The organism is Paracoccus sp. SY (assembly GCF_002901215.1).
Classification (GTDB): Bacteria; Pseudomonadota; Alphaproteobacteria; order Rhodobacterales; family Rhodobacteraceae; genus Paracoccus; species Paracoccus acridae.
The window spans coordinates 27,928-40,444 of the sequence record NZ_NWMQ01000001.1; the positions used below are offsets into that span (position 1 = coordinate 27,928).

A 12,517-nucleotide genomic window follows, 5' to 3' on the forward strand; every position below is an offset into this window, starting at 1 on the left:
TCTCAGGCCCTTTCTTTCAGGATCTTGCCGCTGATCCCGCGTGGCAGGATGCGGATGACGATGATGACGGCGATCAAAAGGCCGATCTGCCCGGCAAGCTGGCCCTGCCAGCCCGTCAGCGCGGCCTTGATGATGCCGAGGATAGCGGCGGCAGGGGCCGTTCCCAGGAAGATGTCCGCCCCGCCGACAACGACGGTGACAAAGGCCTCGACCATGAAGGACGCCCCCATGGTGGGCACCAGCGTCATGGTCGGCGCGTAAAGCCCGCCCGCCAGTCCGGCCAGGGCCGCACCCAGGCCGAAGGTCAGGCTGTAGATCAGGTTGGTGTTGACGCCCATGGCCTCGGCCACATGGGGGACCTGGATCGTGGCGCGCGACAGAAGGCCGAACCGCGTGCGCGTGAACATCAGCCACAACAGGGCCAACGTGCCGATAGCGGCGATCATCAGGATGACCCGGTAGATGGAATAGGAATAGCCGCCCATCGTGAAGCTGCCGAAGGGGGTGCCCACGCCCTGCATGCTTGGACCAAGCACGATCAGCGTCCCTTGGGTTACGATCATGGAAATGCCCCAGGTCGCGACGATGGTGTCCAGGGGGCGCTGATACAGCGGGCGGATCACGACCAGTTCGACGATCATGCCAGCGATGCCCGCGGCAACGGCGCCCGCGATGATCGCAAGCGGCAGAGGCAGGCCCGCATGAACCGCACTGGTCGAGACATAGGCCCCGCACATGATGAATTCGCCATGGGCAAGGTTGATGACGCCCATCATGCCGAAGATGACGGCCAGCCCGCAGGCGCTGAGGACCAGAAAGGCAAAGGCATCGCCAAACTGGTAAAGAAAGCTGAAGATCAGATTGAAGATGTCCACAAGGCGGCCCCTTTGGTGTGGTGGCGTCCGGGCGGGCAGGCCGCCCGGACAGGGCAGCGGTCAGCCGTTGGCCGGGGGAGGGTTCGACGGCGTGTACTGTTCACTGGGGTCGCTGACGGTCAGATCGCAGCCCGCCTCGCCCAGCCAATAGGGCTGGATCGCGTCCCATTTGGTCGGAAACTCGACCGAGTGATCTTCGGTGACATGCGCTAGATGGATCGTGTGCGAGACGTGCTGGCTTTTCGGGTCGATGCACATCTGGCCACCGGGACCATCCACGCAGACATCCCCTTCGGCGATGACCTTGCGGATTTCGGCCAGGTCGGTCGATTTCGCGCGTTCAACCAGTTGCTTGTAGAGATAGACGGCGGCGTAGGAGTTGCTGGCCTCCTGGTTGATATAGGGCTCGTCGGGGAACTTCGCGCGGAACTTCTCGACGAACTCCTTGCTGGCGGGGGTGTCGACTTCCTCGACATAGTTCACGGTCGCATACATGTCCTTGAGGCTGGGCGGCGTGAAGCGCTTGTGTTCATAGCCTTGGCCCACATTCACCGAGGATGCCATCGGCAGGCCCAGGTTCGCGGCGCCCGCCTGTTCGTAGTAGGACGCCTGCGCCGTTCCAACCAGCAGCGTCACTACGAAATCGGGCTTTGCTGCCTGGATGTTCTGGATGGTCTGAGAGAACTGCGACACGCCCAGTGGGATGAATTCCTCGCCCACCATGGTGCCGCCATTTTCAGCGACGATGTTGCGCACCCATTCGGCCGAGATCTGGCCGAAGTTGTAGTCGGCCGCAATCGTATAGACGTTGGGCCCATAGTTCTCGATCATGTAGGGCAATAGTGTCGAGAACTGCTGTTCCGGAACGGCGCCCGTCACGATCATGTTCGCGTCGCAAACTCCGCCTTCATACTGGTTGTTATAGAAGGCCAGCCCGTCGAACTGGTTGACGATGGGCCGATAAGCCTCGCGCGAGGCCGAGGAAAATCCCGCAAAGACGGCATCCACCTTGTCGCGCTGCAGCACCCTGCGCATGAATTCCTGGAAGCGGGTATTGTCGGATTGGGTGTCGTATTCGACCAGTTCCAGCGGGCGGCCGTCGATGCCGCCGGCGGCATTGATTTCTTCTGCCGCAAGCTGGATCGCGTGGACCTTGCCGATCGTGGCAAGGGCGAAATCGCCGGACTGGTCTTCCAGGACACCCAGCTTGATCGGTTCGGCATCCTGTCCGAACGCGGCACCGGCAAGCAACAGAACTCCGAGCGCCGAAGCGGCGCTTTTCGACGTGATCAACATTGACAACTCCTTGTTGGTTCTCGACGTGGGGATCAGGCCCAGCGTCGCCTTTCATCAGTCGCCGAGGCTTCTTCGTCCTCGTTATATCTTGAAGCTCGCAGGCCCTCGCAGAAGTCCTCGACGCTCTGCCGGGCGTGCATGGCACTGCGACGCAGGCGATCATAGGCCTGGTCAGGGCCGATGCCGTCACGAAGTACCATGTCGGTCACTGCGCGCAGGACATGGGCGCGGCCTTTTCGCCGCTGCTTCAGTTCCTCGATCTGGGCCTGCATCGCCATGCTGCGGGTAAGGGAATTGACCGCCAGAAAGAGGGCGGAATAGACCGATCCGCTGTGGATGGGCTTGGTCAGGAAGGCCTGTGCACCAAGGCTGACCAGCCCGCGCAGTCGGCTGGGTGCTTCTGACCCGACCAGACCGACAATGGCGCAATCAGCCGGTATGTCAGGTTCCTCGCCCGCCGCAGGCAGCGCCATGTCGCCGTCAATGAAGGCCACGCGGGGGCCAGCCGATGGCTCAAAGATCAAGGTCTGGTGAATTGCATCGACCGTCAACCCAAGGCGCGGCAGAACAATCTGCAATGTGTTCGTGCTACGGCTGTCGGATGTGATGATCGAAGCTCGGAAATCGCGGAAATTCTGCGTCACGCGGGGCTGTTTCATTTCACGATCCTCAGTTGCGAGGGCAGGGAAGACGGTTCTGTGGTGCGCGACCACTGCACCAGATACGGGTCCGGCCGCACCGGCCCCGGACTTTCGATCAACACGTCGAATTCGAAATCTGCGCGCGAGATACCAATATGCGGCGTCAGATAGGCGTGCATCGTTGCTGGATCGATCATCACCGGTCCTTGCGGCGCATCGAAGCGGCAGGCAGTCACAGCGGCACGAACCTTTGCAATGTCTTCGCCACCTGCCCGTGCGACGGCGCGTGCCAGCAGGTGGATGGCAATATAGCTGGATTCTGCGTCCGCGCAGGCGGCCGGTCCATTCGGAAAAGCACGGCGATATGCTGCGACAAAGGCAGCATTGCGTGCCGTTTGGATCGATGAGAAATAGACGCTGGAGGTGATCTGTCCATCCGCCGCCTCGGCGCCGATCGCGTGCAGTTCTGGTTCGGACAAGGTGCAGCTTGCCACCGGTATGCTCCGGGGCTGGTCAATCCCGGCAGCAGCGCTGGCCCGGCGCAGGCGCCGCAGGAACTCATAGGATGAAGACCCAATCAGGGAATTGAAGATGTAGTTGGGTCGAAGGTCCAGGATCTCGATGACATACTGGTCTAAGTCAGTTTCCCCGATGGGCACATAGCGTTCGGCTGCAATCCGTCCTCCCAGGCGCGTAATGCCTTCGCGGAAGACCCGGTTGCTTTCCCAGGCCCAGATGTAGTTCGACCCAATGCAATAGCCCGTACTGCCGTATTCCTTGAACAGAAACCCGATAAGCGGCGTCAGATGCTGGTTCGGAGAGGAGCCGGTGTAGATCACGTTCTGCGAGGTTTCGAAGCCTTCGTAATGGCTGGGATACCACAGCAGCGCATCGTGCTTCTCGATGATTGGCAGCACCTCCTTGCGGCTGGAGGAGGTATAGCAACCGCAGATATGGACAATGCCTCGATCCAGCATCGACTGGACTCCGTCTCGGTAGTTGTCCAGCTGTCCCCGAGGATTCACGTGCAGAGGCTCCAGCTGCAGGTGCAAGGATGGATCCTCGTTCACCTCCCGGCACGCCAGCATCGCCCCATTCAGAAGTGCTTGAGCAACCGTGGCGTAAGGCCCTTCGGTTGAGAACAGCAGACCGATCTGAAGTGAGGTGCGTTCCAAGTTCATGTCCACGTGAAAACAGCCCTGAGGCAGCGAGTGCCCAGGGCGGAATTGCCATTATGTCGATGTCGTCAGATCTGTGCGTAACGGCTCAGTTGCCTTGCACATGTCTCAAGCTAGGGCCGCAGGAACAGACCTGTCAATCAGCAAAGAGGATGAGGGGCGGCGCGTGCCTTGATTTTAAGCAGCACATCGGGAATTGGATTGGGGGTAAAAAAAAAGGTAAAGAGTATTCCCGGCGTTTGATGAAGTGTCGGAGCCTCTTCCCGACTGTATCATTGTGCGAGGGTCGAAGTGGAGAACCCCTTGCGGTGAACAAGATCATGCCGCTGATCACCCATCGATCATCGACGCGAGGCTTGTCACGGCTTTTGGAAAGAAGGGCTTTAAGCGCTCCATCTGCACTTCTATCAGTTGGAAAAGATCGCTCAGGGATCAGGTCTTCTTGCAGGGCCTGAACCATGCAAAGCGCTCGAAGACAGTGGGTCTGGAGCCTACATTGACGTGTCCTTATCCGCAGTAAATCAGTACGAACCGATCACTCTAGTTGTATAGGCATATAGGGCTGCAGTAGCAGCAGACAAACGCTAAGATGTTAAAATTCAATATTTTTAAGAATTTGGCGGAGCAGGTGGGATTCGAACCCACGGGACCATCACTGGCCCGGCGGTTTTCAAGACCGCTGCCTTAGACCGCTCGGCCACTGCTCCGTAGGTTTGCCTAAACCGCGGCAGCCCGATTGCCAAGGCCCATCCGTCACACCACCACGCCCGCGCCATCGGTTGCGGGGCCGGCGACGGCGCGGAAGGCGGCGAACAGTTCGCGGCCCATGCCTTCGCTGCTGAGGGCGGGGTCGTGCAGCGCGGCGGGACGGGCTTCGAAGTCAGGGGCAAGGCAGTCGATCGTTCCGCTGACCGCGTCCAGCCGGATCAGGTCGCCATCCTGGATGCGGGCGAGGGGGCCGCCTACCGATGCCTCGGGCGAGATGTGGATGGCTGCGGGAACCTTGCCCGAAGCGCCTGACATGCGGCCATCGGTCAGCAGGGCGACACGCAGCCCGCGATCCTGCAATACGGCCAGGATGGGCGTCAGGGAATGCAGTTCGGGCATTCCGTTCGCGCGCGGCCCCTGGAAGCGAACGACGACCACCGTGTCTTCGGTGAATTCGCCCGCCTTGAAGGCATCCTTCACCTGCTCTTGGTCGGAAAAGACGCGGGCGCGGGCCTCGATCACATGGCGTTCCTCGGCGACCGCGCTGACCTTGATGACGCCCCGGCCCAGGTTGCCTTGAAGCTGCTTCAGCCCGCCCGTCCGGGCGAAGGGGTTGCCGGCGGGGCGCAGGATGCGGTCGTTCAATGTCTCGCGCGATCCTTCCTCCCAGCGGATGCGGTCGCCGTCCAGCTTGGGTTCGGCGGTATAGCCGTCCAGGCCGGTGCCGTTGATCGTCTTGACATCGGCGTGCAGCAGCCCTGCGTCCAGCAACTGTCCAATCATGTAGCCGATGCCGCCTGCCGCGTGGAAGTGGTTCACGTCGGCCAGGCCGTTGGGATAGACGCGCGCCATCAACGGCACGGCTTCGGAAATGTCGTGGAAATCCTGGATGTCGATCAGGATGCCGGCCGCCTTGGCCATGGCGGGGATGTGCATGACCAGGTTCGTGGAACCGCCTGTTGCCATCAGCCCGACGATGCCGTTCACGAAGGCCTTTTCGTCCAGGACCTCGCCCGCGGGCAGATAGTCGTTGCCAAGCCGCGTGATCGCGGCGGCGCGCTGGACGCCCGCCACGGTCAGCGCCTCGCGCAGGGGGGTGTTGGGGTTCACGAAGCTGGAGCCGGGCAGGTGCAGGCCCATGAACTCCATCAGCATCTGGTTGCTGTTGGCAGTGCCGTAGAAGGTGCAGGTGCCGGGGGAATGATAGGACGCCATCTCGGCCGCCATCAGCGCGTCACGCCCGACCTCGCCTGCCGCGAATTGCTGGCGGATGCGGGATTTCTCATCATTGGGCAGGCCCGAGGGCATGGGCCCGGCAGGCAGGAACACGGCGGGGACATGGCCAAAGGTCGCGGCGGCCATGACCAGTCCGGGCACGATCTTGTCGCAGACGCCCAGATACAGCGCCGCGTCGAAACAGTCGTGTGACAGCGCGACACCCGCCGCAAGCGCGATCACGTCGCGGGAAAACAGCGACAGCTCCATGCCGGCGCGGCCCTGGGTCACGCCGTCGCACATGGCGGGCACGCCGCCCGCCACCTGGACCGTGGCGCCCGCTGCCTTGCCCGCGGCCCGGATCAGGTCGGGAAAACGTTCGTAAGGCTGATGGGCCGACAGCATGTCGTTATAGGCGGTGACAATGCCGATGTTCGGCTTGCGCGTCAGGGCCAGGTCGTCCTTGTCATCCATCGCGGCATAGGCATGGGCCTGGTTGCCGCAGGACAGGTGCGCCCGGCGGGGGCCTTCCTCGGCCGCGCGGGCGATCTTGGTCAGATAGGCCTCTCGGCCCTGGCGGGACCGGGTGCGGATCCGGTCAGTGACGCGGTCGATGGTGGCGTGCAGGGTCATGGCTGGCTCCTTCTTGCGCCATTATATATGCTGTTAGCGTTAACGGTTCAACATCGCTTGTCGCGGCGCTTTGCTTTGTCGGGCAGCCTTGTGCCGGACGAGGCGCCATGCCAGATCCAGTGGCGCGAAAAGGATGAAACCGATGACTGATCTGCCCGTGCTGCGCCTGCGCCCTAAATCCAAGCCTCAGGCGATCCGCCACGGCTTTCCTTGGGTCTTTGCCGACGAGGCGGTGATGGACCGCCGCAGCCGCGCGATCCCCCCAGGCGGCTTTGCCATCCTCGAAGATGCCGAACGTGCGCCCCTGGCCCTGGTGACGGTCAACCCGAATTCCAAGATCGTCGGCCGGGTGATGGACGCCAATACCGATGTGCGGATCGACGGGGCATGGCTGCGCGCCAAGCTGGACCGGGCATTGCAGTTGCGGCAGCGGCTGTACGATACGCCCTTCTATCGACTGGTCCATGCCGAAGCCGACGGCCTTCCCGGCCTGGTGATCGACCGTTTCGGCGATGCGGCGGTGATCCAGCCGAACGCCGCCTGGGCTGACCGGATGGCTGAGGATCTGGCCGACGCCCTGGTCGATGTGACCGGCGTGACGACGGTGATCCTGAACGGCCAGGGCCGCGCGCGCGGGCTGGAGGGCCTGGAGGAACGGATGGAGGTTCTGCGCGGACAGGCTCCGTCCGAACCCGTGGCGGTGCCGATGAATGGCGCGACCTATCTGGCCGATCTGATGGGCGGGCAGAAGACCGGCCTGTTCTTCGACCAGCGGCCGAACCACGCCTTTGCGCAGCGGCTGGCCAAGGGCGGCACGATGCTGGACGTGTTCAGTCATGTGGGCGGCTTCGGCCTTGCGGCCCTGTCGGCAGGTGCGGCAAGCGCCACTTGCGTGGACGGCAGCGCGGCGGCCCTGGATCTGGCAAAGGGCGGGGCAGGGCGCATGGGTGCCGCCGATCGCCTGGAAACCGTCCAGTCCGACGCCTTCAAAGCGATGGAGAAGATGGCCGAGGATGGCCGCCGCTTCGACCTGGTGGTCTGCGATCCGCCCGCCTTCGCACCCGCCAAGCCTGCGCTGGAGGCGGGGCTGCGCGCCTATGAACGCGTGGCGAAGCTGGCGGCGCCGCTGGTTGCGCCCGGCGGCTATCTGGTCCTATGCAGCTGTTCCCATGCGGCCGACCTGACGGCCTTTCGCAATGTCAGCGCACGCGGCATCGGGCGCGGCGGGCGGCGCGGGGTTCTGATCCATACCGGACAGGCGGGACCGGATCACCCGATGCTGCCGCAACTGGCCGAGACCGGCTATCTCAAGGCGCTGTTCTTCCGGCTGGACTGATGCGCGCCGTTCTTGACGCCAATGTCCTGTTTCCCACGATCCTGCGAGAGATCCTGATCGATCTGGCCGGCGCGGGGTTGTTCGTGCCGCTATGGTCCCCACGCATCCTGGCCGAATGGCGCGGTGCCGCCGCCCGGCTGGGCGGGGATCAGGGCGCCGTCGCAGGAGCCGAGATCGCCTTGCTGCGCGACCGGTTTCCGGCGGCCGAGATGCCCGATGACGGCAACCGCGCCATCGACCTGCATTTCCCGGACCCTGCCGACCGGCATGTGGTGGAGGCGGCCTTGGCAGGGGCCGCGACGCTGGTGGTGACGGCGAACCTGCGCGATTTTCCCCAAACCCTCATGGCGGGCCTCGGGCTGCGGGCGATCCATCCCGATGCGTTCCTGTTGGACCTGTTCAGGTCCGATCCGGGCGCGGTTCGCGCCGCTGTCCTGACGACGCGCGACAAGGCCGCCGCAATGGGTGGCAACATGACCTTGGCCGCCATGCTGAAACGCAGCCGCCTGCCAAGGCTGGCCAAGGCGCTGAAAGGTTGAACCGCGTTGCTGTTAACGCTAACAAGAGATATGGCGACCCCCAACCGCAAGGAGGACAGCATGGTCTCGCGCGTCATTCCGGTCGATGACTTCGATCTGGTCATCTTTGGTGCCACCGGCGATCTGGCGCAGCGCAAGATTCTGCCGGGCCTGTTCCGCCGCTTCGTGGCCGGACAGGTTCCCGCGACATCACGCATCATCGGCGCGGCCCGCACCGAACAGGACGATGCGGCTTTCCGCGCCGAGGCCAGGAAGGCCATCGAGGAGTTCGGCGGCATCGCCGCGGACGACCCCCGGCTGGCGCAGTTCCTGGACCTGCTGGGCTATACGCCCATCGACGCCAAGGGGGACGGCGGCTGGGCGGATCTGAAATCGCGGATGCGCCCCGGTGCCGTCCATGCCTTCTACTTCTCGGTCGCGCCGGCGCTGTTCGGCGATATCGCCAGCCGCCTTGCCAGCCACGGCATCGCGGATGAAAACAGCCGCATTGTCGTGGAAAAGCCCTTTGGCCGCGACCTGGAAAGCGCGCGCGCCTTGAACGCCACGCTGGCCTGCCATTTCCGCGAAGAACAGATCTATCGGATCGACCATTACCTGGGCAAGGAAACCGTGCAGAACCTGATGGCGGTCCGCTTTGCCAATATCCTGTTCGAGCCGCTGTGGAATTCCCAATATGTCGATCATGTCCAGATCACGGTGGCCGAAACCGTGGGCGTGGCGGGGCGCGGCAGCTATTACGATAAATCCGGCGCGATCCGGGACATGGTGCAGAACCACATGATGCAGCTTCTGTGCCTGATCGCGATGGAGCCGCCCTATCACTTCGACCCCAATGCCGTCAGGGACGAGAAGCTGAAGGTGATCCGCGCCCTGCAACCGGTGGAACCCGGCGACATCGTGCGCGGCCAGTATCAGGCCGACGGGAAATCGACCGGCTATCGCGAGGATGCCGAGAACCCGGATTCGCGCACCGAAAGCTATGTCGCGATGAAGGTCTGCATTTCCAACTGGCGGTGGCAGGGCACGCCCTTCTATCTGCGCACCGGCAAGAAGCTGCGCGCCCGGACCAGCGAGATCGCCATTGTCTTCCGCGAACCGCCCCATTCCATCTTCGACGACAGCGGCGCGCCCAAGGCCAACGAGCTTGTCATCCGCCTGCAACCGAACGAGGGTATGAACCTCAAGGTGATGATCAAGGAACCGGGTCCGGGGGGGATGCGGCTGGTGCAGGTGCCGTTGGACATGTCCTTCGCCGACGCGCTTGGCGCCGATGGCAGCGACATGCCCGACGCCTATGAACGGCTGATCATGGATGTGATCCGGGGCAACCAGACGCTGTTCATGCGCGGGGACGAGGTCGAGGCCGCCTGGGCCTGGACCGATCCGATCATCGCCGCCTGGGAAGACAGCAAGCGGCGCCCCGAACCCTATGACGCGGGATCCTCGGGCCCCGAGGAAGCGTTGCGTCTGCTGCATCGCGACAACCGCCGATGGAGGGAGATTCGCGCGTGACGATGGAATTCAAGGAATACCCGGACAGGGAAATGCTGGCGTTGTCGCTGGCCGACCAGATGGCGTCGCAACTGGCGCAGCAGTTGCGGACGGGCGAACGGGCCAGCCTCTGCGTGCCGGGCGGGACCTCGCCCACGCTGGTGTTCGAGACGCTCAGCGGGGCGGATATCGACTGGGGCCGTGTGACGGTGTTTCTGGGCGACGAACGCTGGGTGGACGGCGAACACAAGCGGTCGAACGGCCGCCTGTTGCGCCGCCACCTGCTGCGCGACAAGGCGGCGGCCGCGGCCTACATCGACCTTTACACGGGCGACGCCACGCCGGACGAGGCCGCGGATGGTCTGGTCCAGGCGATCAGGCCGCATCTGCCGATCACCGTGGTCCTGCTGGGCATGGGCAATGACATGCACACCGCCAGCCTGTTCCCCGGTGCGGATCGTTTGGCCGAGGGCCTGGCCGCGGACGCACCGCTGGTCCTGCCGATCCGCGCCGAAGGCGCCGAGGAGCCGCGCATCACCCTGACCCGCCCTGCCCTTGCCGATGCGATGAATGTTCATGTCCTGATCATGGGGCCTGAAAAGCGCGAGGCGCTTGAACGGGCGCAGAAGCTGGACCCGACCGAGGCGCCGATCCGCGCCTTCCTGGACAACGCGACCGTTCACTGGGCTGAATAGGAGCCTTTCCGAATGACCGACATCTGGACCCGCCTGAAATCCCACCGCCAGGCGCAAGGCGACAGCCGGATCTCTGACCTGTTCGATGCCGACCCTGGACGCGCCCGCACCTTCGCGACCCAGGCCGATGGCCTGGTCTTCGACTGGTCGAAGACGATGATCGACGCGACCGCGCGCGACCTGCTGGTCGAACTGGCCGAGGGCGCCGACGTGGCGGCCCGGCGCGAGGCGATGTTCACAGGCGAAAGGATCAACGAGACCGAGGGCCGCGCCGTCCTGCACACCGCCCTGCGCAACCTGCGCGGCAGCGTGATGGTGGACGGCCAGGACGTGATGCCCGCCGTGCGCGAGACGCATGACCGCATGGCCGATTTCGCCCGCGACGTGCGATCGGGCGCCTTCACGGGGCAGGGTGGCAAGATCACCGATGTGGTCAACATCGGCATCGGCGGGTCGGATCTGGGTCCCTATATGGCGGTGCTGGCAATGGCGCCCTATCACGACGGGCCGCGCTGCCATTTCGTCAGCAACGTGGACGGCGCCGACATCGCCGACACGCTGAAGGGCCTGGACCCGGCGACGACGCTGGTGATCGTGGCATCCAAGACCTTCACCACTATCGAGACGATGACCAATGCCCAGACCGCCCGCGACTGGATGGGCCGCGTCGTCACCGATCCGGCGGCGCAATTCGTGGCGCTGTCATCCGCCACCGCCAAGACGGCGGAGTTCGGCATCGAGCCGTCGCGCGTCTTCGGTTTCGAGGATTGGGTCGGCGGTCGCTATTCCGTCTGGGGGCCGATCGGGCTGTCGCTGATGCTGGCCATCGGCGACGAACGCTTTGACGAATTCCTGGCGGGCGGCGCTGCGATGGACGCGCATTTCCGCGCCGCGCCCCTGGCGGAAAACCTGCCCGTGCTGCTGGCCCTGGTCGGCATCTGGCACCACCAGATCTGCGGTTATCCGACGCGCGCCGTGCTGCCCTATGACAACCGCCTGCTCCGGCTGCCGGCCTATCTGCAGCAGCTTGAGATGGAATCGAACGGCAAGCGCGTGGCGATGGACGGGTCCGACTTGGCCCTGCCGTCAGGCCCGGTCGTCTGGGGCGAACCCGGCACCAACGGCCAGCACGCCTTCTATCAGTTGATCCACCAGGGCACGATGCCCGTGCCTTGCGAATTCATCCTGGCCGCGAAGGGGCACGAGGATGACCTGGCCCATCACCATGTCCTGCTGGCCGCGAACTGCCTGGCCCAGTCCGAGGCCCTGATGCGCGGCCGGACCCTGGACGAGGCGCGCGCCCTGATGGCGGCCAAGGGTCTGAAAGGCGCGGAACTGGACCGGCAGGCCCGGCATCGTGTGTTCCCCGGCAACCGGCCTTCGACCACGCTGCTGATCGAACAGCTGACGCCCTTTACCTTGGGCCAGATCGTCGCGCTTTACGAACACAGGGTCTTCGTGGAAGGCGTCATCCTGGGGATCAACAGCTTCGACCAGTGGGGTGTGGAACTGGGCAAGGAACTGGCCCTGAAGGTCGAACCCCTGCTGAAGGGCGAAGATGCGCCCGGGCATGATGCGTCCACCGAGCATCTGGCACAGGTCTTCCGGCAGATGCGCGGGTAGAAAAGGCCGGGGGCTTCGCGCCCCCGGGCCCCCGCGGGATATTTCCGCACAGAAGATGCTACCAGTGCGGCGGGCGCTGATCGGCCAAGGGGATGGTGCCTTCGGCATCGGCCTGCTGTTCGGCGGCGAAACGCATCAGCATTTCGACCCGGCGGGTCAGCAGCGCGATTTCGCCGTCCTGGCGGGCGATGACCTCGTGCAGGTCGTCGGTCACGCGTATCAGGTGCGCCAGCGCTTCTTCAAGCTGGCGGATTCGCGTTTCGCTATCCTTGTCCATATCGGCCCCT

General features: G+C 64.0%; 11 protein-coding genes and 1 tRNA gene. 5 read left to right on the top strand and 7 right to left on the bottom strand.

The window, feature by feature from the left end; translation table 11 throughout:
* Nucleotides 1–2 precede the first annotated feature (2 nt).
* The 6 genes from CK944_RS00135 to edd all read right to left on the bottom strand — a co-directional run bounded on the left by CK944_RS00135 (nt 3) and on the right by edd (nt 6,546).
* Nucleotides 3–875 (bottom strand): branched-chain amino acid ABC transporter permease, encoded by an 873-nt coding sequence (locus CK944_RS00135; protein ID WP_103171009.1) that lies wholly within the window; start codon nt 873–875, stop codon nt 3–5.
* A 60-nt stretch (nt 876–935) separates the two neighbouring features.
* Nucleotides 936–2,171: an urea ABC transporter substrate-binding protein gene (locus CK944_RS00140; RefSeq protein WP_103171010.1), complete on the bottom strand. Its 1,236-nt coding sequence runs from the start codon at nt 2,169–2,171 to the stop codon at nt 936–938.
* Between the two features lie 32 nt (nt 2,172–2,203).
* Nucleotides 2,204–2,830 carry an ANTAR domain-containing response regulator gene (locus CK944_RS00145; RefSeq protein WP_103171011.1) on the bottom strand — a complete coding sequence of 209 codons (627 nt, stop codon included), beginning with the start codon at nt 2,828–2,830 and terminating at the stop codon, nt 2,204–2,206.
* On the bottom strand, nt 2,827–3,993 hold the full coding sequence (locus tag CK944_RS00150) for a transporter substrate-binding domain-containing protein (RefSeq protein WP_205048987.1): 1,167 nt from the start codon (nt 3,991–3,993) through the stop codon (nt 2,827–2,829). Before CK944_RS00150 ends, CK944_RS00145 begins: the two co-directional genes overlap by 4 nt.
* A gap of 614 nt (nt 3,994–4,607) precedes the next feature.
* Nucleotides 4,608–4,697, bottom strand: a tRNA-Ser gene (locus CK944_RS00155).
* 46 nt (nt 4,698–4,743) lie between these two features.
* Nucleotides 4,744–6,546, bottom strand: coding sequence for a phosphogluconate dehydratase (edd, locus tag CK944_RS00160; protein ID WP_103171012.1), 1,803 nt, complete (start codon nt 6,544–6,546; stop codon nt 4,744–4,746).
* A gap of 142 nt (nt 6,547–6,688) precedes the next feature.
* Here edd and CK944_RS00165 point away from each other — a divergent pair, with 142 nt between their 5' ends.
* From CK944_RS00165 to pgi, 5 genes are read left to right on the top strand one after another with little or no spacing between them, the layout of a single operon-like run.
* Complete coding sequence (locus CK944_RS00165; protein ID WP_103171013.1) at nt 6,689–7,882, top strand: RSP_2647 family RNA methyltransferase; 1,194 nt, start codon at nt 6,689–6,691, stop codon at nt 7,880–7,882.
* Nucleotides 7,882–8,421, top strand: a complete 540-nt coding sequence (locus tag CK944_RS00170; protein ID WP_103171014.1) for an RSP_2648 family PIN domain-containing protein — start codon at nt 7,882–7,884, stop codon at nt 8,419–8,421. Before CK944_RS00165 ends, CK944_RS00170 begins: the two co-directional genes overlap by 1 nt.
* Nucleotides 8,422–8,481: 60 nt before the next feature.
* Nucleotides 8,482–9,933: a glucose-6-phosphate dehydrogenase gene (zwf, locus tag CK944_RS00175; RefSeq protein WP_103171286.1), complete on the top strand. Its 1,452-nt coding sequence runs from the start codon at nt 8,482–8,484 to the stop codon at nt 9,931–9,933.
* A gap of 2 nt (nt 9,934–9,935) precedes the next feature.
* Nucleotides 9,936–10,607 (top strand): 6-phosphogluconolactonase, encoded by a 672-nt coding sequence (pgl, locus tag CK944_RS00180; protein WP_103171287.1) that lies wholly within the window; start codon nt 9,936–9,938, stop codon nt 10,605–10,607.
* A 12-nt stretch (nt 10,608–10,619) separates the two neighbouring features.
* The gene (gene pgi / locus CK944_RS00185) at nt 10,620–12,230 is read left to right on the top strand and encodes a glucose-6-phosphate isomerase (RefSeq protein WP_103171015.1); all 1,611 of its coding nucleotides are present in this window, start codon (nt 10,620–10,622) and stop codon (nt 12,228–12,230) included.
* A 58-nt stretch (nt 12,231–12,288) separates the two neighbouring features.
* On the opposite strand, the gene CK944_RS00190 is transcribed toward pgi, so the two are convergent.
* A complete protein-coding gene (locus tag CK944_RS00190) occupies nt 12,289–12,507 on the bottom strand; it encodes a SlyX family protein (RefSeq protein ID WP_103171016.1) in 219 nt (72 codons plus the stop codon).
* Nucleotides 12,508–12,517: the final 10 nt, after the last annotated feature.

What these genes read in the sequence shown, in the direction of transcription:
- CK944_RS00140 (WP_103171010.1), bottom strand. Translation starts at nt 2,171, where the DNA reads ATGTTGATCACGTCGAAAAGCGCCGCTTCGGCGCTCGGAGTTCTGTTG.
- CK944_RS00145 (WP_103171011.1), bottom strand. Translation starts at nt 2,830, where the DNA reads ATGAAACAGCCCCGCGTGACGCAGAATTTCCGCGATTTCCGAGCTTCG.
- CK944_RS00150 (WP_205048987.1), bottom strand. Translation starts at nt 3,993, where the DNA reads ATGAACTTGGAACGCACCTCACTTCAGATCGGTCTGCTGTTCTCAACC.
- edd (WP_103171012.1), bottom strand. Translation starts at nt 6,546, where the DNA reads ATGACCCTGCACGCCACCATCGACCGCGTCACTGACCGGATCCGCACC.
- CK944_RS00165 (WP_103171013.1), top strand. Translation starts at nt 6,689, where the DNA reads ATGACTGATCTGCCCGTGCTGCGCCTGCGCCCTAAATCCAAGCCTCAG.
- CK944_RS00170 (WP_103171014.1), top strand. Translation starts at nt 7,882, where the DNA reads ATGCGCGCCGTTCTTGACGCCAATGTCCTGTTTCCCACGATCCTGCGA.
- zwf (WP_103171286.1), top strand. Translation starts at nt 8,482, where the DNA reads ATGGTCTCGCGCGTCATTCCGGTCGATGACTTCGATCTGGTCATCTTT.
- pgl (WP_103171287.1), top strand. Translation starts at nt 9,936, where the DNA reads ATGGAATTCAAGGAATACCCGGACAGGGAAATGCTGGCGTTGTCGCTG.
- pgi (WP_103171015.1), top strand. Translation starts at nt 10,620, where the DNA reads ATGACCGACATCTGGACCCGCCTGAAATCCCACCGCCAGGCGCAAGGC.
- CK944_RS00190 (WP_103171016.1), bottom strand. Translation starts at nt 12,507, where the DNA reads ATGGACAAGGATAGCGAAACGCGAATCCGCCAGCTTGAAGAAGCGCTG.